The 21,204-nt window shown below is 66.4% G+C and carries 19 protein-coding genes, 1 tRNA gene and 1 pseudogene; 11 read left to right on the top strand and 10 right to left on the bottom strand.

Going from position 1 to position 21,204, the window contains the following annotated elements:
* Positions 1-9: 9 nt before the first annotated feature.
* Both ACQR1Y_RS22085 and ACQR1Y_RS22080 read right to left on the bottom strand, forming a co-directional pair.
* Positions 10-86: transfer RNA gene (locus ACQR1Y_RS22085), tRNA-Arg, on the bottom strand.
* Positions 87-156: 70 nt separating this feature from the next.
* A complete protein-coding gene (locus tag ACQR1Y_RS22080) occupies positions 157-1,185 on the bottom strand; it encodes an alpha/beta hydrolase (protein WP_434878035.1) in 1,029 nt (342 codons plus the stop codon).
* 307 nt (positions 1,186-1,492) lie between these two features.
* Here ACQR1Y_RS22080 and ACQR1Y_RS22075 point away from each other — a divergent pair, with 307 nt between their 5' ends.
* The 3 genes from ACQR1Y_RS22075 to ACQR1Y_RS22065 are packed head-to-tail and all read left to right on the top strand — an operon-like array spanning position 1,493 to position 3,997.
* A complete protein-coding gene (locus tag ACQR1Y_RS22075) occupies positions 1,493-2,416 on the top strand; it encodes a spermidine synthase (RefSeq protein ID WP_434878036.1) in 924 nt (307 codons plus the stop codon).
* A complete protein-coding gene (locus ACQR1Y_RS22070) occupies positions 2,413-3,030 on the top strand; it encodes a fused MFS/spermidine synthase (protein ID WP_434861875.1) in 618 nt (205 codons plus the stop codon). The genes ACQR1Y_RS22075 and ACQR1Y_RS22070 overlap by 4 nt, the downstream gene beginning before the upstream one ends.
* 25 nt (positions 3,031-3,055) lie before the next feature.
* Entirely contained in the window at positions 3,056-3,997 is a 942-nt protein-coding gene (locus ACQR1Y_RS22065) for a M28 family peptidase (RefSeq protein ID WP_434878037.1), read from the top strand.
* Here ACQR1Y_RS22065 and ACQR1Y_RS22060 read toward each other — a convergent pair.
* On the bottom strand, positions 3,985-6,180 hold the full coding sequence (locus ACQR1Y_RS22060; RefSeq protein ID WP_434878038.1) for a phytoene desaturase family protein: 2,196 nt from the start codon (positions 6,178-6,180) through the stop codon (positions 3,985-3,987). The genes ACQR1Y_RS22065 and ACQR1Y_RS22060 overlap by 13 nt on opposite strands.
* Positions 6,181-6,575: 395 nt before the next feature.
* On the opposite strand from ACQR1Y_RS22060, the gene ACQR1Y_RS22055 reads away from it, so the two are divergent.
* The 3 genes from ACQR1Y_RS22055 (at position 6,576) to ACQR1Y_RS22045 (ending at position 8,255) form a co-directional block, all read left to right on the top strand.
* Positions 6,576-7,256, top strand: a complete 681-nt coding sequence (locus tag ACQR1Y_RS22055) for a hypothetical protein (protein WP_434878039.1) — start codon at positions 6,576-6,578, stop codon at positions 7,254-7,256.
* A 108-nt stretch (positions 7,257-7,364) separates the two neighbouring features.
* Complete coding sequence (locus tag ACQR1Y_RS22050; RefSeq protein ID WP_434878040.1) at positions 7,365-7,961, top strand: YidB family protein; 597 nt, start codon at positions 7,365-7,367, stop codon at positions 7,959-7,961.
* A 27-nt stretch (positions 7,962-7,988) separates the two neighbouring features.
* Positions 7,989-8,255 carry a GlsB/YeaQ/YmgE family stress response membrane protein gene (locus ACQR1Y_RS22045; RefSeq protein WP_434861880.1) on the top strand — a complete coding sequence of 89 codons (267 nt, stop codon included), beginning with the start codon at positions 7,989-7,991 and terminating at the stop codon, positions 8,253-8,255.
* A 260-nt stretch (positions 8,256-8,515) separates the two neighbouring features.
* Here ACQR1Y_RS22045 and ACQR1Y_RS22040 read toward each other — a convergent pair whose 3' ends face one another.
* Positions 8,516-9,295, bottom strand: a complete 780-nt coding sequence (locus ACQR1Y_RS22040; RefSeq protein ID WP_434861881.1) for an SDR family NAD(P)-dependent oxidoreductase — start codon at positions 9,293-9,295, stop codon at positions 8,516-8,518.
* Positions 9,296-9,533: 238 nt separating this feature from the next.
* On the opposite strand from ACQR1Y_RS22040, the gene ACQR1Y_RS22035 reads away from it, so the two are divergent.
* The 3 genes from ACQR1Y_RS22035 to ACQR1Y_RS22025 all read left to right on the top strand — a co-directional run bounded on the left by ACQR1Y_RS22035 (position 9,534) and on the right by ACQR1Y_RS22025 (position 12,749).
* A complete protein-coding gene (locus ACQR1Y_RS22035) occupies positions 9,534-10,598 on the top strand; it encodes an acyl-CoA dehydrogenase family protein (protein WP_434878041.1) in 1,065 nt (354 codons plus the stop codon).
* Between the two features lie 18 nt (positions 10,599-10,616).
* Complete coding sequence (locus ACQR1Y_RS22030) at positions 10,617-11,777, top strand: acyl-CoA dehydrogenase family protein (protein WP_434878042.1); 1,161 nt, start codon at positions 10,617-10,619, stop codon at positions 11,775-11,777.
* 165 nt (positions 11,778-11,942) lie between these two features.
* A complete protein-coding gene (locus ACQR1Y_RS22025; protein ID WP_434878043.1) occupies positions 11,943-12,749 on the top strand; it encodes an enoyl-CoA hydratase/isomerase family protein in 807 nt (268 codons plus the stop codon).
* A gap of 221 nt (positions 12,750-12,970) precedes the next feature.
* On the opposite strand, the gene ACQR1Y_RS22020 is transcribed toward ACQR1Y_RS22025, so the two are convergent.
* From ACQR1Y_RS22020 to ACQR1Y_RS22010, 3 genes are all read right to left on the bottom strand, one after another.
* Positions 12,971-13,729, bottom strand: a complete 759-nt coding sequence (locus ACQR1Y_RS22020) for a VOC family protein (RefSeq protein WP_434878044.1) — start codon at positions 13,727-13,729, stop codon at positions 12,971-12,973.
* Between the two features lie 138 nt (positions 13,730-13,867).
* Positions 13,868-14,662 (bottom strand): enoyl-CoA hydratase, encoded by a 795-nt coding sequence (locus ACQR1Y_RS22015; RefSeq protein WP_434878045.1) that lies wholly within the window; start codon positions 14,660-14,662, stop codon positions 13,868-13,870.
* A 142-nt stretch (positions 14,663-14,804) separates the two neighbouring features.
* On the bottom strand, positions 14,805-16,025 hold the full coding sequence (locus ACQR1Y_RS22010; RefSeq protein WP_434861887.1) for an ABC transporter substrate-binding protein: 1,221 nt from the start codon (positions 16,023-16,025) through the stop codon (positions 14,805-14,807).
* Between the two features lie 156 nt (positions 16,026-16,181).
* Between ACQR1Y_RS22010 and ACQR1Y_RS22005 the strand changes: the two genes are divergently transcribed.
* Positions 16,182-16,985 (top strand): thermonuclease family protein, encoded by an 804-nt coding sequence (locus ACQR1Y_RS22005; RefSeq protein ID WP_434878046.1) that lies wholly within the window; start codon positions 16,182-16,184, stop codon positions 16,983-16,985.
* Positions 16,986-17,026: 41 nt separating this feature from the next.
* A complete protein-coding gene (locus tag ACQR1Y_RS22000) occupies positions 17,027-18,505 on the top strand; it encodes a M48 family metalloprotease (RefSeq protein ID WP_434861892.1) in 1,479 nt (492 codons plus the stop codon).
* 635 nt (positions 18,506-19,140) lie between these two features.
* Here the strand turns inward: ACQR1Y_RS22000 and ACQR1Y_RS21995 are convergent.
* The 3 genes and pseudogenes from ACQR1Y_RS21995 to ACQR1Y_RS21985 form a co-directional block, all read right to left on the bottom strand.
* Entirely contained in the window at positions 19,141-19,965 is an 825-nt protein-coding gene (locus ACQR1Y_RS21995; protein WP_434861972.1) for a CarD family transcriptional regulator, read from the bottom strand.
* Between the two features lie 499 nt (positions 19,966-20,464).
* Positions 20,465-20,803 (bottom strand): ferredoxin FdxA, encoded by a 339-nt coding sequence (gene fdxA, locus ACQR1Y_RS21990; protein WP_035660174.1) that lies wholly within the window; start codon positions 20,801-20,803, stop codon positions 20,465-20,467.
* A 119-nt stretch (positions 20,804-20,922) separates the two neighbouring features.
* A pseudogene (locus tag ACQR1Y_RS21985) lies at positions 20,923-21,192 on the bottom strand (RNA-binding S4 domain-containing protein); the annotation flags it as partial.
* Between the last annotated feature and the right edge of the window lie 12 nt (positions 21,193-21,204).

Raw genomic sequence — 21,204 nt, 5'->3', positions numbered from 1 at the left:
CTGAAAGAATGGCGATCCCGGCATGACTCGAACATGCGACCTACGGTTTAGGAAACCGCCGCTCTATCCAGCTGAGCTACGGGACCGGAGCCTGCACCGACGTGCACCTGCTTCGACCGCCTGCATAGCAGACCCGGTCTGCGACCGGAAGCCTCATCACGGAGCCTCGCCGCAGCCGGGGACGTCGAACAGCGCCTTGAGCCCGCAGGACGAGGTGAACATCTTGTCGCCGTTGTGGCCAACGCCGGCGACGTCCCACAGCCGGTGATTCGGCGTGCCGCCGTCGCGCGCGGCCATGACCGCGGCGTAGGAATGCCCGCGCACATAGCGCGTCGGCCCCTGCGCCCGCGCCATGCAGCTCTTGTCGAGCGCCGGATGATTCGGATCGGTGTCGCGGGTGCCGAGCAGGTAGATCACGCGTCGCGCCACATAGGTCCGTTCCAGCTCGGAAGGCGTCGGGGTGGCGAGATAGGCCGGCCGGTCGCCCATGCCGTATTTCCAGCGGTCATAGCCCGGACAGGCCGCGGCGATCTCGGGCTCGGGCCGGTCGGCGGAGAAATAGGCGTAGGACGAGGGATTGGCGACGACATAGCGCACCGCAACCTGGCGCCGCGTCAGCGCCGCCTCGCCCTGCCCGGCGATCGCGTAGCGCTGCACCACCTGGCCACCGCCGGAATGGCCGGCGACAACGACCTCGGTGAGCGCCGGGAACAAAGAGCGGTCGGCAAGATGCGCGAGGATCGCATCCAGAGCCTCGAACGAGCTGACGGGGTGCGGAGCAGTCGCCGCATCGCCGCCCTGCCAGCCTTCCAGGGTCCAGCGCAGCGTCTCCGGCGGCAGGCCATGCGCCTCGACATCGAGGTCGGCGAGAAACTGCGGCACCACCAGCAGGGTGGTGGCCCCCGCGGGGCCTGCGGCGTCGCGGGCCTTGATCGCGGTGTCGTAATAGACGTCGGCGTTGCGCAGCCGGCCGTGCAGGACCAGCACCGCGCGGGTGATGTCGGGCTGCGGCTTCGTCCAGGGCCGGGAGACATAAAGCGGCAGAATGCCGCGATCGCCGACGGCAAGCCGCGCATCGGCCACAACAGCCACGGGACGGCGGTTCGGCGCGGTCTCATCCTGGGCCCAGGCCAGGCCGCCGAGCAGTGCTAGACAGGCGATCAGCGCCGACTTCAACGCAGTCATGAATCCCCACCAACCGGACGCGACACCGGACGGCGGTGCCCCGGTTCGACCATAGGCACCTCGAGGCGGGAACAGAAGACCGCCTGTGCCTTACTGCCATGGCCGGGCGATCACAGCCCCGTTGGCGGGGGCGGTTTGACTATCCGGCAGGCAGCCGATGGTCTAAGAGAACGGCGCCGATACGGAACCGGCCTCGGGATCGCCGTATTGGTCGTGCCTGAGCGCAGCGCGTGACAGCCGTCAGAGGTCACGGAGCTTGCGCGCGGCGCGCCCGCCCATTGTTCAGCCGAGGGAAACAGACAGTTCGATGCTCATCCGGTCGGTCATTGCAGGTGCGTTCGCAGCTCTCCTCTCCGTCGCCGCCGCAGGCGCGCAGGACGCCCGTCATCTCCTGGAGTCCAAGGAGTCGCTCTACAACAACATCTACGTTTATGAGCAGGGGCCTTACCGCAGCATGACGTTCGGCCATAACCGGCGGATCTATACCGAGAGCGTCTACAACACCAAAGACGAGCTCGATCTGCCGGTCGACTACACGCGCTTCATGACCGCGAGCGTGATGTACGCCAAGAATGTCAGCTCGATCCTGGAGATCGGCTTCGGCGGCGGCCGCACCGCCTGGTACCTGCACCGCTTCCTGCCCAAGGTGCAGGTCACCTCGGTCGAGCTCGACCCGACGGTGCTGGACTTCGCCAAGAAATATTTCGGCATCAAGGAGGAGCCGAACTTCCACGTCGCCAACCGCGACGGACGGCTGTTCGTGCAGGAATCCAAGGACCGCTACGACATCATCCTGATCGATGCCTATCGCGGGCCCTTCGTGCCGTTCCATCTCCTGACCAAGGAATTCTACCAGCTCGTCAAGGATCACCTCGCCGAGGGCGGCGTGGTGGCGCAGAACGTCGAGCCGTCGACCATGCTGTTCGACGCCGCGGTCAAGACCATCCACAGCGTGTTCCCGCAGGTCGACTTCTACGAGGCCGGCGGCAACATCGTGATGGTCGCCTATCCCGGCGATGAGCGGAAGGCCGAGGATCTCGCCGCCATCGCGCAGGAGCGCGACAAGGAATTCGGCTTCCGCTACAAGCTCGCCGACATGCTGGCGCAGCGCAAGCGCATCGACATCGACGGCGGCCAGGTGATCGACGCCAAGGCCAAGATCCTGACCGACGACTTCGCTCCGGTGGAAGCGCTGAAGAGCATCGAGCGCCATAACAAGAAGCTGCCATGAGCGAGCCGGTGTCCCGCGCCGGCATGCTGGCGATCTATATCTGCTCGTTCCTGGTCGGCTGCGTGCTGATGGGCTTCGAGATGCTGGGCAGCCGCTATCTCAACCCGTATTTCGGCAGCGGCATCGGCGCCTGGGCGAGCCTGATCTCGACCGTGCTGTGCGCGCTGGCGATCGGCTATTTCGCCGGCAGCGCCATCGTTGACCGCAGGCCCACCACGCGCACCATCGCCACCATGATCCTGATTGCTGCGGCCTACATGGCGCTGGTGCCGGCGACGGCGGACATCGTCATGGCCGATATTCTTGACACGGTCGGCGACGGCCCGATGGCGACGCTGATGGCCGCGACCGCGCTGCTGCTGGTGCCGCTGACCCTACTCGGCACGTTCTCGCCGATCGCGGTCAGTCTCTTGACCCGCTCGGCCGGCGAAGCGGGCCGCGTCGCGGGGCTCGTCTATGGCGTCTCGACCATCGGCAACGTCGTCGGCACGCTGGTCACGACGTTCACGCTGATCCCGTCGATCGGCTCGCGCGCGATCACCTATTATTTCGCCGTGGCGCTCGCCGGTTGCGCCGGCATCCTGTTCATTCCGTTCGGCAAGAAGACGTCCTGATATTCATCATCGAAGAGCTTTGCGAATGACCGAGTTCTGGCCCCGCCTCGCCGCTGCGGCAGCGGCATTATCGCTGCTGATGTCGCTGCCCGCGCAGGCGGCGGACGCCCAGATCGAGCTGTGGGACGGCCAGCGCGCGCTCGGACACATCGCCGACCTCTTGAAGTTCACGCCGCGATCGATGGGCGAGCCGGGGCACCAGAAGACCATCGACTACATCAAGGCGGCGATGGCCAAGAGCGCCGCCGAGGCGGTGCTGACGCAGAGCTTCACGGCCAAGGGCGACGACGGCAAGGCGATCCCGCTCACCAACATCATCGCCCGCTTCCAGGTGCAGAACCCGCGCCGCATCATCGTGGCCACGCATTACGACAGCATCATCAAGGCCTATCGCGATCCGAAAACGCCTGATGCCCCAATGCCGGGCGCCAACAACTCGGCGTCCGCCGTGGCGCTGCTGCTGGAGACCGCACGCGTGCTATCGCTGTCGCCGAAGCCGGACATCGGCATCGACTTCATCTTCTTCGACGGCGAAGAGGGGCCGAAATCGCTCGGCGCCGGCGATCCGACCTGGCGCCCCCTGGGCTCGCCCCATTTCGCGGCCAATCTGAAGACCTATTACCCGACCAGAAAGCCGGAGAAGGCGGTCGATTTCGACATGGTCTGCGACAAGGACCTCAGGCTGCAGCCTGAGCCGTCGTCGCTCGCCTCGGCGCTGCCGGAGGTCAAGAAGTTCTGGAGCATCGGCAGCCGGATCGCGCCGCAGGCGTTCTCGCCGGAGCCGACTGCCTATCCGATCAGTGACGACCACACCGCGCTGATGCAGGCGGGCATCCCGAGCTTCCTGGTCATCGACTTCGACTACGAGCCCTATTTCAACACGACGCAGGACACGATCGAGCAGTGCTCGGCGCAGAGCCTCGAGGCTGTCGGTCGCACCCTGCTGCGCTATCTCTACACGCCCTGATTGGCCGCGGTTACGGGCCGCGTCTCCGCCGCCCGCGCGGGCTGCTCGGTCTGCTGCCGCGAGCCGGCCCGCGCGGCGCCGGCCAGCAGGCCCGGGACCAGCGCTTCGGCCGCCTCGGCCCCTGAAATCACCACCGCCTCGACACCTGCTCCGGCATTGCCGCCGCCGGCGATGACCAGGTTGGACACCGGTGCCTTGGCGCCCTTCAGCCGGCCGGCGCGCCCGACGCCGTAGATCGAGCCGGCGCTGGCGAGATCGTAGCGCGCATAGGTCACCGGGCTCGCATCGGTGCGATAGACGATGTGCTTGGACAGATCGGGAATGACGGTTTCGGCGGCCGCGACCATGGCGTCGCCCAGCTCCTGCTTGCGCGCCTCGTACTCCGGCGAACGGCGCCACGCCTTCCAGTCGTCGCCGCCCTCTGACGGAAACCAGGCCTTGGCCTGCTCATGCGGAACGAGGGTGATGATGGTCATCGTCGAATGGCCTTCGGGCGCGGCCGACGGATCGAGCTTCGACATCACCGCAAGCCCGACGCCCATCGGCGTGTCGAGATGGGTGGCCGGGGCGATGTCGGGCACGATGTCGAGGCCGAGATGCACCGAGAAGCAGGAGGTGGCCGGCGCGATCGCGGCGGCGCGCTCCCGGAACGCGGCGGGCAGATCCTCGGGCTTCAAAAGCTCGGTGAAGGTGCGCTTGAGGTCGGCATTCGAGACGACCGCTTGCGCCCGGATGGTGCGGCCGTTGGCGAGCACGACGCCGGCGGCGCGCCCCTGCTCGACCAGGATTCGCGTCACCTGCGACTTCAACTGCACCTCGCCGCCACGCGCGGTGATCGCATCCGTCAGCACGTCGGCGAGATGACCGGAGCCGCCGACGGGATAGAATCCGCCCTTGAAGTAATAGCCGAAGATCGGGACCATCTGCGCGCACGAAAGCGTCTCGCTGCCGTCGCCGAGATAGCCGGAGAGCGCGTTGAGCGTGCTGATCAGTTCGGGATCGGAGACGTGCGCGGCGACCAGCTCGTCGAACGGGCGGTTCATCCAGCGATAGGCCTGCGGATGCTTGCGCGGGAAGGCGAGCAGTTCCTCCAGGGTCGCGGGCATGCCGGGAATGCCGCTGCGGCCCTGCCCGGTCGCGTACATGCTCTCGAAAATCGCGTGGATGGTATCGAACAGCCGGGTCAACCCGTCGGCGCTGGCGGGAAACATCTCGCAGAGCAGGCGGACATAGGCGCGCCAGTCCTCGGGCACGTCGATACGGCGACCGGCGAGACGATAGGAATGAGTGACTCGCTTCCACTGGATGCGGTCGGCCACGCCGAGACGGCGCAGCACGCTGTCGACCGGGCCGCCGGGCCAGACGCCGGAGAAATCATGCGGGCCGGCATCGAAGCGGTACAGCACCGGCTTGTTGTCGTGATGCGCCTTGCGCAGATAGATGTGGCAGAAGCCGCCCGGCACCACGTGGTGGTCGAACACCTTCACCTTCAGCCCGGAGTCGGCGAGCAGCGCCGCCGCGGTGAGGCCGCCGATGCCGGCGCCGATCACCGCGACGTCGCAATCGGTCTTGGCCTGATCGGTCTTGGCCTGATCGGTCTCGGCCCGGCCGGTGAAGCGCGGCGCCGGCCAATGATAGTCCTCGCGCGCGGCCCGCATGTGCTGCAGCGCCTGGCGGACGGCGAGGCGCGGCCCGAAGATCGAGACCAGCGCACCGCCGACGACGATCGCGGTGGTGATCCAGGAGGCGACGCCGGCCCAGCGGCACAGGCCGAGCACGAGAAACAGGACACCCCAGAGCCCGGTCATCAGCATGTTGATCAGATGAAACTGCGGTGTCGCGGCGCTGTCGGCATAGGCCGAACGGGAATAGTCCGCGGTCCAGGGCCGGCCGACCGCGAGCGAAGCGAAGCTGATCAGCCCGAGCGCGGCGAAGGACAGCCACAGCGCATTGGCCATCGTCCAGTTCGGCGCCACGTCGTTCGCGATCGCCAGCATGACGAACAAGGCAAGGCCGCCGAGTTCGAGCAGCGCCAGCTCGCCGCGGAAGGCGCGCCAGACATTGCCGGCGACCGCCAGCGCCAGCGCCGACCAGACCGCCCATGCGGGCTGGTTCCAGGCGAGCAGAGCCCAGAATACCACGAACGGCAGCAACGCCAATTTCACCGTGAGGAATACCTTCATACCAGCCTCCCCCGCGCCGCTCCGGCGCGCATCATCTTTCCAGTGTCAAGATTAAGCTTTAGGATCAAGGGAACCTTGCCGTCAATCGAAATCTTTCCACCGTCAAGATTTGCCTTGTCAACCACGGCGGGAGAAAAACGGTAAAACCATGCCGCGTATCGTTTGCGCGCCACAGCCAGGCGTGATTCACTCACCTCATGGCCGTGAAGGCTGGACCAAGTGTGGCAAGTCGATCACGGAACCACGGCAAACAAAGAAGAAAGTCCAAATTTACGCAGCATTGGAGTCACACCCCGCCGCAAATTGGCGACAATCTCCGGTCATCTGAGGCAGCGAGACGTTGAGGATTGCCGTTCGTGTATCGACCCCGCTTGCCAATATTGGTTTTCGCAGCGTTGACCTGCCTTCCCGCCGCGCAACCTCAACGCGCGCACGCCGAATGGTGGAGTCGCTCGCCGACGGATTTCGAGGAATGCGCCGACGCAGCCGAAAAGTCCGCCTCCAAGGAGGAGAAGACGGCCGCGCTCGCGCAATGCAACGCGAAATTTGCCGGGAGACGGAAGCCCGGCGGCGGCTATGTCTATTACGACTTCATGCAGGACCGCAGCTTCGACATCGCCGGCCCCAATCCGACGCCGGACGAGCAGAAGTTCATCGACCAGCAGTATACGCAATATCTGGAGCGGCAGCGCCACTCCAACATGAGCTCCGCGATGATGTCGCGGCCGCAGCCCCAGGAGCTGCAGCCGACATTGCGCGAGATGACGGCGCGCGCCGCGATCGAGCCGCCGAAGCCCGCGATGCCGGCGCCACCGCCGCAGCCGCGACCGGCCAAGCCGCCAGCCGCCGCGGCCCAGGGCGGTGTGCCGCCGCCCGCTTCGACCGCGGAGGCCCGCGCCCGCATCAAGGCCGCGCAATGTGCCAAGGACGGCGGCCGGCGCGATTCGTTTTCGTGCAATTTCCCGGTCCTGTCCGAGAAGCTCGACGAGCTGAAGCGCATGTTCACCGGTCCGCGCGAGACCGCCGCAGCGCCGCCGGCCGCCAAGGCGCCCAAGCGAGCGGACGCCAGGAACTGAGCCGACCCGCGCGCGCGGAGCATGTTGAAGATGCGGCGATTCCGCCCGCCTTGTAACGCTCCGGGCCAAGCCATAGTTTGACGTGCGGGGCACGCGCGGAGGCGGTCAATGGGTCTACTCGATATCCTCAACGGCATGCAGAACGGCCCGAACGGGCCCAGTCACCCGACGACGCAGAAGAGCGGCGGCATGTCGCCGATGACGATGGCCATCCTTGCCTTGCTGGCGTGGAAGGCCGTCAAGCACTTCTCGCAGAATGGGCAGCAGCCGAATGCGGCGCCCGCGCCGGTTCCGCCGCCGCAGCCGACCGGTCACCAAGGTGGCCCGCTGGGCGGCGCGCTGGGTGGCGGTCTTGGTGGTGGTCTCGGCAACATCATTGCCGGCGGGCTCGGCGGCCTGCTGGCCGGCGGCGCCGCGGGCAGCGTGCTGTCCGGCGGACTCGGCGATCTCCTGCGCCAATTCCAGGAGAAGGGTCACGGCGACACCGCGAACTCCTGGGTCTCGCCCGGTGAGAACAAGCCGATCTCCCCCGGCGATCTCGCCAATGCGCTCGGCGCCGACCAGCTCGATCAGCTCACCGCGCAGAGCGGCCTGTCGCGCGACGAACTGTTGAGCGGATTGAGCCAATACCTGCCGAAGGTGATCGACCAGCTGACGCCAGACGGACGGCTGCCGACCGAGCATGAGCTCGCGGGCCGGATCTGAGCGCGGCCATCAGGCAAGGATGATTCCATGATCTACATACTGATCGTCGGCTTCGTCGCCGGACTGCTGGCGCGGCTGCTGTCGCCGGGACCGAACAATCCCTCCGGCTTCATTCTCACCACCGTGCTCGGCATCGTCGGTGCGTTCCTCGCCACCGCCGTCGGCCAGGCCATTGGCCACTACGGTCCGAACCAGGGGGCCGGCTTCATCACCGCGACGATCGGCGCCGTCGCCGTGCTGTTCATCTGGAACCGGCTGGTCGCCAGCGGCACGATCCGCGACTACAACCGCTGACCTCCGCGACATCGCGAGCACGGTGAAGCAATTCAGATTCCTTACTGGGCCTCTGGATTGCTTCGCTGCGCTCGCAATGACGCGGATGGAGATACCAATGGCGCAGCCAGGACCTATAGCTGCGCGACCGCGCGTCGACGATCACATCGGCTGGCCATCGGCTTTCACCGCTCTCACCCACGTCATTGCGAGCGCAGCGAAGCAATCCAGGGCCGAGTGAAAGGTCCGGATTGCATCACGCCTCCGGACCGACGAACATCTCAGCCCAGCAGATGCATCCCCGCGTCCATGCGCACGACCTCGCCGGTCATGTGGCCGGACGCCGGGCTCGCCAGGAACGCCACCAGCTGCGCGATGTCCTCGGCCGATGACGCCGCGCGCAGCGGCACGCGCGCCACCACGGCATCGCGCACCTGCTTGGCGCCGGCTTCGCCGCGGCCCTTGGTGAACCAGGGCGTATCGATATAGCCCGGGCAAACGGTGTTGACGCGGATCGACGGCGCCAGCGCCCGCGACAGCGACAGGGTCATCGTGTTCAGCGCGCCCTTGCTCGCCGCGTAAGCAACTGATGAGCCGATGCCGCTGATGCCCGCGACCGAGGAGACGTTGACGACGGCCGAGGCGCGCACCGTCGCCTTCGCCGCGGCTTCGAGCAGCGGCCGCGCGGCACGCACCATCTGGAACGGGCCGATGGTGTTGACCGCGTAGATGCGCTGGAAATCCTCCGCCGACAGGCCGTCGAGCTGATCATGCGGCACATGCTTGGTGGTGCCGGCATTGTTGACCAGCGCGTCCAATCGGCCCCAGGGCGCCGCCGCCGCGACGATCTTGCGGCAATCCTCGTCACGCGACACATCGCCCTGGACGACGACGACCTCGACGCCCTCCTTGCGGCACAGATCGGCGGTCTGCTCCGCCTCGGTCTTGCTGTTGGAATAGTTGACGACGATGCGCATGCCGGCCTTCGCCAGCAGCAGCGCGCTCGCGGCCCCGAGGCCGGATGCCGAACCCGTCACGATCGCGCACGAACCTTCCGCCATGCCGCTCCTCCCTGTTTGCCGTCCTGTTTGCTTGGCTTCTTCTAGCCAAGATCACCGCGACTGCAAATCGGCGCAATCTCCGCGTTGCGGAAATCGCCGTCGATTCCATGCGGCGAGCGGACGGGGGCCCTGCACTGCGCAGTGCTTGTCAGGAACCGCGCTTGCGCCCATCATGCGCCGCAAAGCACCGCTGGCGCTTTCAGCCGAAGCGGACAACAAGAGAGGGACGAGGCGCGCCGTGGCGGAAGCTGAGAACATCGTCGTTGCGACCGCGGAGAAGATCTTCGCCGATCTCGCCGACCCGCAGACGATCAATCACGACAAGGACGGCCGCTGGACCGCGCCGTTGTGGCAGGCGCTGAGCGAGGCCGGCCTGCCGCTCGCCTGGGTCAGCGAGGAGCTCGGCGGCGCCGGGGTTGATCTCGCCGACGGCTTTGCCGTGATCAGCGCCGCGGGACGGTTCGCGCTCGCGGTGCCGCTCGCCGAAACGCTGCTGGCCGGCTGGCTGCTGCAGCAGGGCGGCCTGTCGTCGCCCGACGGCGCCATGACCGTCGCGCCCGCAAGTCCGAAGGACAGGATCACGCTCGCCGCCGACGGCACGCTGTCAGGGCGCGCCCGGGGCGTGCCATTCGGCAAGGCTGCGAAACATGTCGCGGTGATCGCCGACAGTTCGGACGGCGCGGTGATCGCGCTGGTCGAGACCGCGCAACTGCGCATCGAGCCGGGACTCAACGTTGCCAATGATCCCAGCGACACCGTGATTTTCGACAAGGTCGCGCCACGCGCCAGCAACAAGGCGCCGGCCGGCTTCGATGCCACGACATTGATGCTGATGGGCGGCGTGGTCCGCGGCCTGCAGATCGCCGGCGCGCTCGACCGGCTGCTGTCGATCAGCGTCAACTACGCCGGCGAGCGCGTTGCCTTCGAGAAGCCGATCGGCAAGTTTCAGGCGGTGCAGCACAACCTCGCCCGCCTCGCCGGCGAAAGCGCCACGGCCAGCGCGGCCGCGACGTCGGCCGCGGATGCGATCGCGCGCGCCAGCACATTCGACGACGCGGTGTTCCTGGAAGCGGCGGCCGCCAAGATCCGCTGCGCCGAGGCCGCCGAAAAGGGCGCGGCGATCGCCCACCAGGTCCATGGCGCGATCGCCTTCACCACCGAGCACATCCTGCACCGTTTCTCGTTGCGCGCGCTGGCCTGGCGCGACGATTTCGGCTCCGAGAGCCATTGGGCCGTCGAACTCGGCAAACGCGTCGCCGCACGCGGCGCCGACGAGTTGTGGCCGCTGGTCGCGTCACGCTGATACGAAGAGGATTGTCGCATGACCACCGCACTTCGTTTCGATCCGATCCGCCTGCCGCCCGAATGCGAGGAGCTGCGCAAGGAGGTGCGCGCCTTCCTCGCCGAGGAGATCGCGGCCGGCACCTTCAACCCGTACCAGCCCAAGCGCGAGGACGCCGACGCGCGCGAATTCTCGGCCCGTGTCGGCGCGCGCGGCTGGATCGGCATGACCTGGCCGAAGCAATATGGCGGCCATGAGCGCTCGTTCCTGGAGCGCTACGTCGTCACCGAGGAAATGCGTGTCGCCAACGCGCCGGTGCGGCGCTTCTTCGTCGCCGACCGCCAGAGCGGGCCGATCCTGCTGCGCTATGCGCCGGAGCATATCAAGGCGGACATCCTGCCGCGCATCTGCCGCGGCGAGCTGTGCTTTGCGATCGGCATGAGCGAGCCGAACTCCGGCTCGGACCTGTTTGCGGCCAAGACGCGCGCGACGAAGACCGACGGCGGCTGGCTGATCAACGGCTCGAAGATCTGGACGACCTCGGCGCACATGGCCGACTACATGATCGCAATCTTCCGCACATCGCCGTCGACCAAGGAGAACCGGCGTCACGGCCTGACGCAGTTCCTGGTCAACATGAAATCGCCGGGCATCAAGGTGAATCCGATTCCGCAGATCACCGGGCAGAAGGAGTTCAACGAGGTCGTCTTCACCGACGCCTTCGTGCCGGACGATCATCAGCTCGGCGAGATCGACGGCGCGTGGAAACAGGCGACCTCGGAGCTCGCCTATGAGCGCTCCGGGCCGGAACGGTTCCTCGAGACCTACTACGTGCTGACCGAGCTGGTCCGCGCGGTCGGCCCCGATCCGGACACGCGCAGCGCCGAGGGGATCGGCCGGCTAGTGGCGCAATTGCATGCGATGCGCCGGATGTCGGTGTCGGTCGCCGGCATGCTGCAGGCGGGCAAGGAGCCGGTGGTGGAGGCCTCGATCGTCAAGGACGTCGGCACCGTCTGGGAGCAGCAGCTGCCGCACCGCGTGCGCGACCTCGCCGCCTTCGTCGACGAGGACGCCGGCAATCGCGAGACCCTGGAGAGCCAGCTCACCTTTGCGATGCAGACCGCGCCGAAGCTGACGATCCAGGGCGGCACCACGGAGGTGCTGCGCGGCATCATCGCGCGCGGGCTGGGGTTGCGGTAGGCACCGTCGGCGCTCTGCCGTCGAAAGCGAGCACGCACATCTAACAGCTCGCACCGTCATCGCGAGCGCAGCGAAGCGATCCAGGGCCGCACGACGATTCTGGATTGCTTCGTCGCTTCGCTCCTCGCAATGACGCCTGAGGACATAGAATCGGAGACCACCCCCATGACGACCTTCCCTGACATCGGCGTCGAGATTCACGGCCATGTCGGCCTGATCGAGATCCGCCGGCCGCCGCTCAACTTCTTCGACATTTCGCTGATCAACCAGATCGCGGACGCGCTCGAAGGATTCGACCGCGACATCGAGATCCGGGCCTCGGTGCTGGCGGCGCAGGGCAAGGCGTTCTGCGCCGGCGCCAACTTCACCGACCCCGCGCGCCAGGCGCAGGACGCCGCCGAGGCGAAGGGCGATCCCGCCGACAGCCTCGGGGCGATCAACCATCTCTACATGCAGGCGGTGCGGATCTTCCGCTGCAAGAAGCCCGTGGTCGCCGCCGTGCATGGCGCGGCCATCGGCGGCGGGCTCGGTCTCGCGGTCTCGGCCGACTTCCGCGTCACCTGCCCCGAGGCGCGGTTCTCGGCGAACTTCACCAAGCTCGGCTTCCACCCGGGCTTCGGCCTGACGGTCACGCTGCCGGAGCTGGTCGGCAAGAACAACGCCGAGCTGATGTTCTACACCAGCCGCCGCGTCACCGGCGAAGAGGCCTTGAAGATGGGCCTCGCCAATGAATGCGTGCCGCAGGACCAGGTGCGCACGGCCGCGATGAAGCTCGCGTCAGAGATCGCCGAATGCTCGCCGCTCGGCCTGCTCTCCACCCGCGCCACGATGCGCGCCAACCTCGCCGACCGGGTCATGGCCGCCACCGAGCACGAACTCGCCGAACAGACCCGCCTGCGCGCGACCGAGGATTTCAAAGAAGGCGTGAAAGCCACCGAGGAGCGCCGCTTCGCGAACTTCAAGGGACGGTGAGCGATTGTTGTTGTGAACCTACACTCTCGCCACGATCGCTGCTGCGCTCCCTCTCCCCGTCCTTCACGGGGAGAGGGCTAGGGTAAGGGGCCGCCCCACCCACCGACCGTGCTGAGAGTCCCCCTCACCCGGATTGCATCTGACGATGCAATCCGACCTCTCCCCGCAAGCGGGGCGAGGTTACGGCGAGTTCGCAGCACGAGTTTCCCTCAAAACCGATCTCAAGCGACTACCGCGAACGTCACACCAGCGATCTCGAACCCGTTCCCCGAGACCGCATAGCCTCGCGCACGCGCAGCATCGAGGACAACAGCCACATCCGTCCGGAAGCACAAGCCGCTCATGCACTCGCGCTCGCCTGTTGTCACGCGAATGGCGGCGTTCGGCAGCGACAGTGTCCAATCACCCTCACTGTTAGCCGCTGGCGTCAGATCTAGGATCCGTTCCCAATGCGCGGCGAGCGCTGATGGCTCCGGGCTCTGCAGCACGACCTCGGTCAGCGCCGTCGTGACATCGTGACGGATCGCGCGCGTCCAATCCGGCCCCGCCGGCGGATACGGCCCCAGCACATCGTCGCTGCCATCGGTGTGATTGAGCTCGATGAAGGCGGCGCGGCAGTCGCGCGGGTGCAACTGCACGCCGTGATAGGTCTCGTGATCGATGACATTCGCGGTGCGCACGCCCAGTGCATTGGCTCGCGCCGCACGGCCGTCCGGATCATCGCAGGACAGGATCGCCATGTAGCCGCCGCGGCCGCCGGACTTGTCGAGAAAGCGTCCGGCCGCGGTGCCGTCGCGGATCGGCGCGATCACTTCGAGCAGGATCGGCCCGACCGGAAGCAGCGCGTTTTCGAGCCCGTATTTGCCGACATGCGGATCGCGGTAGCAGACCTCCAGCCCCATGATCGCGGCGATGTCGGAGACCACAGGCTCCAGCCTGCGAGCGACAAGACAGATCTGGCGCAAATGGAGGTAAGGCATGGCCGGCCTCATGAGGTTCGATCTACGACACAGCTCCGCAGCACCAGCAACCGTCATTGCGAGCGCAGCGAAGCAATCCAGGGCCGAGCAAGGATTCTGGATTGCTTCGCTGCGCTCGCAATGACGGAGGAGGTCGCTTTAACGTCCGTGAAACACGGGTGCACGCTTTTCGACGAAGGCCCTCGCCGCTTCCTTGTGATCCTCGGTGTCGGAGCAGCGCGAGTGATGCACGGCCTCGGCGTCGAAGCAGGCCTCCAGCGTCATCGTCTCGGCATTGTTGATGTTGCGCTTGATATAGCCCAGCGTCACGCTCGGGCCCTGCGCCAGCGACAGCGCCAGTTCGCGCGCGGCGGCCTCGACCTCGGCATCGGCGACCACCTTCGTCACCATGCCCAGCGCCAGCGCCTCGCGCGCGGTCAGGATCGGCGAGGTGAGATAGAGCTCGCGCGCCTTGGCGCTGCCGAGCAGCTGGGTGAGGAAATAGGTGCCGCCGAAATCGCCGGACAAACCGACCTTCGCGAAGGCCGTCGTGATCTTGGCTGATTCGCCGGCGACGCGGAGATCACAAGCCAGCGCGATCGACAGGCCGGCGCCCGCAGCCGCGCCGTCGATCTGGGCGATGACCGGCTTCTGCATCTGATGCAGCAGCCGCGACACCTCCATGCGCTCGCGCAAGCTGGTCACCTTGGTTTCGAACGACGGCGCGGTCTTGGCCTCGGCCATCGCCTTGACGTCGCCGCCGACGCAGAACGTGCCGCCGGCGCCCTTCAGCAGCACGGCGCGGACGTCGGGATCGTTCGCCGCGCGCTGCGCCGCCTCGACCAGGCCCTTGGTCAGATCGCTGTTGAGTGCGTTGCGCCGCTCCGGGCGGTTCATCGTGATCGTGAGCAGGCCGGAGTCGAGGTGCTGCAGGACGGTGGTGTTGGTGGTCATGGCCGGCGCTCCTGTTCGCGATTGATCTCCGTCATTCCGGGGCGACGCGCCAGCGTCGAACCCGGAATCCGGAGATGATGGACTCATATCGAGATTCCGGGTTCGCGCTGACGCGCGCCCCCGAATGACCGCCGTTCGGCGGTCACTTCTTCACCAGCGGACAGCGCGAGGATTCCAGCGGCTGGAACGCCTCGTTTCCCGTGACGGTCGCGAGCAGCTTGTAGTCGTCGGACTTCGCCTTCGACTCCGACGGCTTCTTGACCTCGAACAGATACATGTCGTGCACCATGCGGCCGTCGGCGCGGATGCGGCCGCCCTTGGCGAACATGTCGTTGATCTCGGTCGAGCGCATCAGCTTCATCACGGCGTCGGGGTCGGTGGTGCCGGCGGCCTTCACCGCCTTCAGATAGTGCGTCACCGAGGAGTAGACGCCGGCCTGCGCCGAGGTCGGCACGCGCTTGGTCCGCTCCATGAAGCGCTTGGTGAAGGCGCGGGTGTCGTCGTTGAGATCCCAATAGAAAGCCTCCGCGACCAGCAGCCCCTGCGCGGTCTCCAGCCCGACGCTGTCGATGTCGGAGACGAAGGCGAGCAGCGGCGACAGCTTCTGCCCGCTCTTGGTGAGGCCGAACTCCGCCGCCTGCTTGATCGCGTTGATGGTGTCGCCGCCGGCATTGGCGAGACCGATCACCTTGGCCTTCGAGGCCTGCGCCTGCAGCAGGAAGGAGGAGAAGTCCGAGGTGTTGAGCGGATGGCGGACGCTGCCGAGCACCTTGCCGCCCGACTTCGTGACGACAGCCGTGGTGTCCTTCTCCAGGTCCTGGCCGAAGGCGTAGTCGGCGGTCAGGAAGAACCAGCTGTCGAGACCCGACTTCACCGCGGCGAGGCCGGTGACGTTGGCCTGCGCGAAGGTGTCGAACACGTAGTGCACGGTGTAGGGACCGCAGGCCTCGTTGGAGAGACGCACCGAGCCGGGGCCGTTGAAGATGATGATCTTGTTGCGCGCCTTGGCGATCTCACCGGCGGCGAGCGCGGTCGCGGAGGCCGCCACGTCCCAGATCATCTCGACGCCCTGGTTGTCGAGCATGTCGCGGGCGATGTTGGCGGCGAGATCGGCCTTGTTGAGATGGTCGGCTGCGATCACCTCGATCTTGCGGCCGAGCACCTCGCCGCCGAAATCCTCCACCGCCATCTTCGCCGCAGCCTCGCTGCCGGGGCCGGTGATGTCGGCATACAGGCTCGACATGTCGAGAATGCCGCCGATCTTCAGCGGCGGCTTGCTCTGCGCATGCGCACCGGCCGACAAGGTCAGCGCAAGCGCCAGCGTGAACAATGACACCGCGGCGCCGCCGATCGTTCTGCTCATCAAATTCCTCCCTGCGGACACGCCGCTGCATGGCGACGGCCTCGTTGATAGTTCGTATCATGACGCACGCGCGCGCACGCGGCAAGCGCTCAACAAAGACGATACGCGCCGCTGTTTTCCGCTGAGTGGAATGGACGAAGCGTGCGATGATGCGTCATGCCGCGCGCCCGCATCATCGCTGCCAGACACTGGGTTCTCGCCTGCAACCTCACGCTGTTCGCGATCGGCGCGGCCGCGCCCGCAAGCCGCGCCGCGCCCTGCATGTTTGCCGAGCTCGGCGAGGGTCGTGTCAGCGACATCGTCGACGCCCGCAGCTTCCGATTATCCGATGGACGGGAGGTGCGGCTTGCCGGTCTCGAAGCGCCGCCGGACGAGTACCTCGCCGCTGCGGTCGAGGCACTCGGCGCGCTCTTGCGCGACCGCGACATCGTGCTGCGCGGCGATGACGACGCGCCGGACCGCTACGGCCGGCAGCGGGCGTTCGCATTCCTCACAGGTGGGGATCAGCCGGTGCAGATCGGGTTGCTGAAGGCCGGGGCCGTGCTGCGCGGGATCGACTTGGCCGACCGCGACTGCGCCGCCAGCCTGGGCCTGGCCGAGGATGAGGCGCGCACGGCGCGCCGGGGTCTCTGGAACATTAGAACCGTCATAAAAAACGCGGAAAGTCCAGACGATATTTTGTCTCGCGCAGGGCTATTTACGGTTGTCGAAGGCAAGGTGTTGTCCGTACGACAGACGGGCACAACAACTTATCTGAACTTCGCTCGTAGCTGGACACGGGGCTTCGCGGTGATTATTCCAAAGCGTATGATGGCGGTATTGGAAGGTGCCGGTATCGACGTCAAATCACTTGCGAATCGGCAGGTTCGCGTGCGCGGTTGGATCGAAGCGCAGGCGGGTCCGAGACTGGAACTGACGCAAGCCGCGCAGATCGAGATTTTGAGCGGAAGTGACCGCTAAGGTACGTGAGTAGCGACGTGACCCTGTCTGTTCGAAGGCGCATGACGGTGATGAACTGCGGTTCGCGGATCGCACCGGCTTTGTTGTGCCTCCAGGTTGTCCTTGGCCTCTCGCTGGCCGGTTGCAGCGACATGGGCAAGTTGCAGCAGGCGACGGCGCCGCTGCCGACGCCGCGCCCGAAGCCGGCGATGGTCCAGACCACGCCGGCGAGCGATCGCGAGCACGAGCGCATTCTTGCAACCTACGGCGGCGCCTACGAAGACCCCCAGCTCGAAGGGCTGATCGGCCGGATCGTCGACCGGCTGGTGGCGGTCTCGGACCGCCCCGACCAGGGCTACAAGGTCACGATCCTGAACTCCGGTGCGGTCAACGCCTTCGCGCTGCCGACCGGCCAGCTCTATGTCACCCGCGGCCTGATTGCGCTGGCCAACGACACCTCGGAGCTGTCGTCGGTGCTGAGCCACGAGATGGCGCATGTGCTGGCGCGGCACGCCGCGATCCGCGAGGACCAGGCGCGGCAGGCGGCGGTCGTCACCCGCGTCGTGTCGGACATGAGCAACGATCCCGACCTGACGGCGCTGGCGCTGGCCAAGACCAAGCTGACGATGGCGAGCTTCTCGCGCACGCAGGAGTTCGAGGCCGACGGCATCGGCGTCGGCATCTCGGCCAAGGCCAAGTTCGATCCCTACGGCGCCGCCCGCTTCCTGACCTCGATGGAGCGCAATGCGGAGCTGAAGGCCGGCAAGGTCGCGCTCGACCCGCGGGCGCAGGATTTCCTGTCGTCGCATCCGGCCACACCGGAGCGCGTCCAGAACGCCGCGGCCATTGCCAAGCAATATGTCTCGCCGGAGGCCAAGGAGCATGACCGCGAGACCTATCTCGCGGCCGTCGACAACATCGTCTACGGCGAGGACCCGAGCGAGGGCTTCGTCCGCGGCCGCCGCTTCCTGCATCCCAAGCTCGGCTTCACCTTCCAGGCGCCGGAGAACTTCACCCTCGACAACACCGCGCAGGCGGTGATCGGCGTGCGTGAGGGCGGCGCCCAGGCGATGCGCTTCGACGTGGTGCGCGTGCCGGCCCAGCAGACGCTCGGCGACTATCTGAATTCCGGCTGGATGGAGAATGTCGACAAGTCCGCGACGGAGGAGCTGACCATCAACGGCTTCCCGGCGGCCTCGACCACCGCCAGCGGCGATCCCTGGCAGTTCAAGGTCTATGCGATGCGCGTCGGCAGCGACGTCTACCGCTTCATCTTCGCCTCGCGCCAGAAGACGACCGAGAGCGAGCGCAACGCCCGCGAGACCGTGAACTCGTTCCGCCGCCTCAGCCTGGAGGAGATCCAGTCGGCCCGGCCGCTGCGGATCAAGGTCATCACCGTGCAGCCCGGCGACACCGTCGAATCGCTGGCCCATCGCATGAACGGCGTCGACCGCCCGATCGAGCGCTTCCGCGTCCTCAACGGCCTCGACGCGCGCGCCCAGGTGAAGGTGCGTGATCGCGTGAAGATCGTGGTGGAGTAAGTCTCTTTCAGGGGCTCGCGATCACGCGCCGCATCCGACAGCCAGATGCTTGGCGCAGACCGCGCCTCGACGCTCTTACGAGCGATTGGGACCAGCATCACCGACTGCTCTCCGCGACGGTGGCCAAATGCCGATGATAACGATGGTCGGGCGCCGCGATCTCGGTCTCTCACCCCTCCCCTGGAGGGCAGGGCCATCGCATGTGGAAATTCCAGGCTGTCTCGACGAACGATCCTGCAAGTTAGTTACTCCGTCATGCCCGGGCTTGTCCCGGGCATCCACGTCGTTCTCAGCATGCCGGCCGACGTGGATGGCCGGGACAAGCCCGGCCATGACGACGTGGAGAGAGACGAGCACAAAACGGCGATCGCCACATGCGATTGCCCTCCCCTGGAGGGGGAGGGTCGATCGCACGCGAAGCAGGCGAGCGGGGTGGGGTGAAGCCGCGGACTCCGGTGCGGGTGGAGAGATCACCCCACCCCGGCTCACAGGCGCTTCGCGCCTATGAGCCGACCCTCCCCCTCCAGGGGAGGGTGAAGCGGGGCTCACCTCACAGACTGGCACGAAACAAAAAGCCCGACCTCGCGGCCGGGCTTTCGTAAGCAACTAATTGGAAAAACGCTCTGTCGGGACCGTCAGGCGGCTTCGTCGGCCACGGCGGTGTCGTCGCCGTCGATGTCGTCACCCTCGGCGTCTGCATCACCCTCGGCGACCGCGTCGGCTTCGGTCTTGGCACCGCGGCGCGGGCTCTTGGCGAGCTGCGTCTCGATCTCCTTGACGGCCTCGGTCTCGGTCGAGTGCTGCACGACAGCGATCTCGCGCGACAGCCGGTCGAGCGCGGCTTCATAGAGCTGGCGTTCGCTGTAGGACTGCTCCGGCTGCGACTCCGAGCGGTAGAGGTCGCGCACGACCTCGGCGATGGCGACGATGTCGCCCGAATTGATCTTCGCTTCGTACTCCTGGGCGCGGCGGGACCACATCGTGCGCTTGACGCGGGCGCGGCCCTTCAGGGTCTCCAGCGCCTTCTTGACCAGCGCCGGGTCGGACAGCTTACGCATGCCGACATTGGCGACCTTGGCGGTCGGCACGCGCAGCGTCATCTTGTCCTTGATGAAGTTGATGACGAACAGCTCAAGCTTGGCGCCCGCGATCTCCTGCTCCTCGATGGCCAGGATCTGGCCGACGCCGTGAGCCGGATAGACGACGAATTCATTGGTCTTGAAGCCCTGACGCTGGGTCGGCAGCTTCTTCTCCTCGACGCGCGGGGCGGCCGCGGCGGGAGCCGCCGGCTTGGCGGCAACGGGGGCCTTGGCAGCAGGGGCAGCAGCAGGAACGGCCGTCTTGGTGGCCTTGGGCGCAGCGGCAGCCTTGGCCGGAGCGGCCTTGGCAACAGAGTCCTTTTCAAGAGTGGTCTTCGCGGCGGATGCTTTCGCGGCAGTCTTGGCAGTCTTTTCAGGCATTGCGCTTCTTTTGTTCTTGGTGGACTTGGCAGCCGAGGCCTTTGCGGCAGCCCGAATCTCCTTTACAGGAGCCCGGGCACGGCCCTTGGAAACGCTGCGGCTGGCCGCGGCGGCTTTTTTGGTACTCTTGGAAGCACTCTTTTTACGCGTTTTCTGTGACACAGCCTGCGCGCGGAACTGCCACGCCCCTGTTTGATGTTGCGGGAACCTAAAAGGGCGGCCAAAAAAGAATACGCATGGCCGGGTTCGGCTCTGAGAATGTGCCATATATAGCACATTTCCCGCAAAAATCAATGATTTAGAGGCCTCAGGGGCGGTATTGTGACGGATCCGCGAAGTTAGGGTTAAGTGAGCCGTGCCGGAATAGAACAACTCCCGCAGCGCTCAGCGTGGCTGCGGGGCATGGTCTAGGCCTTTGTTTCCGCGTAGCGATTTCGATCCGGTCAAAGTCCGCTGCAGACGGCGCGGCGCCGCTACGGCAGAGGTATCGCGGTGACCGTCAGTCCCCGGCGCCGGGCTTCGACGAAAAATATTTCTCGAACTTTCCGTCCTCGCCGTCGTGCTCCTTGGCGTCGGCCGGCGGATCCTTCTTCTGGGTGATGTTGGGCCAGGACTTGGCATACTCGGCATTCACGCCGAGCCACTTCTCCAGCCCCGGCTCCGTATCCGGCTTGATCGCGTCGGCCGGGCATTCCGGCTCGCATACGCCGCAATCGATGCATTCGTCCGGATGGATCACCAGCATGTTGTCGCCTTCGTAGAAGCAGTCTACTGGGCAGACCTCGACGCAGTCGGTATACTTGCACTTGATACAGTTTTCGGTGACGACGTAAGTCATCCAGGGCTCCGGAACGGATCGACAATTCGGCAGGCCTGCACTAGCGCAGGACGTGATGTGCCGCAAGTGAAGCGCGGCGAAGAACTGAATCGAAGCCGCGTTCGCGCAGCCGATCCAGATCAGGCCGGGCCCGCGCCTTCGAGATCATCGTACAACCCGACCACCGACGCCGCGTCACCGCGGCGCGCCGCAAAGCCTGTCACCTTGAGCACGCGCACCTTGCGGTCGAGGGCAATGGTCAGGACATCGCCGGTCTTCACGCCGTGCCCGGGCGAGGTCTCGCGCACGCCGTTGACACGGACGTGGCCCGACGACACCAGCGCCGCGGCGCTGGTGCGGGCCTTCACCAACCGCGCATGCCATAGCCATTTGTCGAGGCGCTGGCGCTCTGACGGGGTGTC

It is taken from the genome of Bradyrhizobium sp. HKCCYLRH3099 (genome assembly GCF_051167855.1).
Taxonomy (GTDB): Bacteria; Pseudomonadota; Alphaproteobacteria; order Rhizobiales; family Xanthobacteraceae; genus Bradyrhizobium.
Note: the sequence above shows the minus strand (reverse complement) of the source record. Positions and strands in the feature narration are given on the sequence as shown.

Coding starts and splice junctions, on each gene's coding strand:
- ACQR1Y_RS22080 (WP_434878035.1), bottom strand. CDS start 1,185: ATGACTGCGTTGAAGTCGGCGCTGATCGCCTGTCTAGCACTGCTCGGC.
- ACQR1Y_RS22075 (WP_434878036.1), top strand. CDS start 1,493: ATGCTCATCCGGTCGGTCATTGCAGGTGCGTTCGCAGCTCTCCTCTCC.
- ACQR1Y_RS22070 (WP_434861875.1), top strand. CDS start 2,413: ATGAGCGAGCCGGTGTCCCGCGCCGGCATGCTGGCGATCTATATCTGC.
- ACQR1Y_RS22065 (WP_434878037.1), top strand. CDS start 3,056: ATGACCGAGTTCTGGCCCCGCCTCGCCGCTGCGGCAGCGGCATTATCG.
- ACQR1Y_RS22060 (WP_434878038.1), bottom strand. CDS start 6,180: ATGAAGGTATTCCTCACGGTGAAATTGGCGTTGCTGCCGTTCGTGGTA.
- ACQR1Y_RS22050 (WP_434878040.1), top strand. CDS start 7,365: ATGGGTCTACTCGATATCCTCAACGGCATGCAGAACGGCCCGAACGGG.
- ACQR1Y_RS22045 (WP_434861880.1), top strand. CDS start 7,989: ATGATCTACATACTGATCGTCGGCTTCGTCGCCGGACTGCTGGCGCGG.
- ACQR1Y_RS22040 (WP_434861881.1), bottom strand. CDS start 9,295: ATGGCGGAAGGTTCGTGCGCGATCGTGACGGGTTCGGCATCCGGCCTC.
- ACQR1Y_RS22030 (WP_434878042.1), top strand. CDS start 10,617: ATGACCACCGCACTTCGTTTCGATCCGATCCGCCTGCCGCCCGAATGC.
- ACQR1Y_RS22025 (WP_434878043.1), top strand. CDS start 11,943: ATGACGACCTTCCCTGACATCGGCGTCGAGATTCACGGCCATGTCGGC.
- ACQR1Y_RS22020 (WP_434878044.1), bottom strand. CDS start 13,729: ATGCCTTACCTCCATTTGCGCCAGATCTGTCTTGTCGCTCGCAGGCTG.
- ACQR1Y_RS22015 (WP_434878045.1), bottom strand. CDS start 14,662: ATGACCACCAACACCACCGTCCTGCAGCACCTCGACTCCGGCCTGCTC.
- ACQR1Y_RS22010 (WP_434861887.1), bottom strand. CDS start 16,025: ATGAGCAGAACGATCGGCGGCGCCGCGGTGTCATTGTTCACGCTGGCG.
- ACQR1Y_RS22005 (WP_434878046.1), top strand. CDS start 16,182: ATGCCGCGCGCCCGCATCATCGCTGCCAGACACTGGGTTCTCGCCTGC.
- ACQR1Y_RS22000 (WP_434861892.1), top strand. CDS start 17,027: ATGACGGTGATGAACTGCGGTTCGCGGATCGCACCGGCTTTGTTGTGC.
- ACQR1Y_RS21995 (WP_434861972.1), bottom strand. CDS start 19,965: ATGCCTGAAAAGACTGCCAAGACTGCCGCGAAAGCATCCGCCGCGAAG.
- fdxA (WP_035660174.1), bottom strand. CDS start 20,803: ATGACTTACGTCGTCACCGAAAACTGTATCAAGTGCAAGTATACCGAC.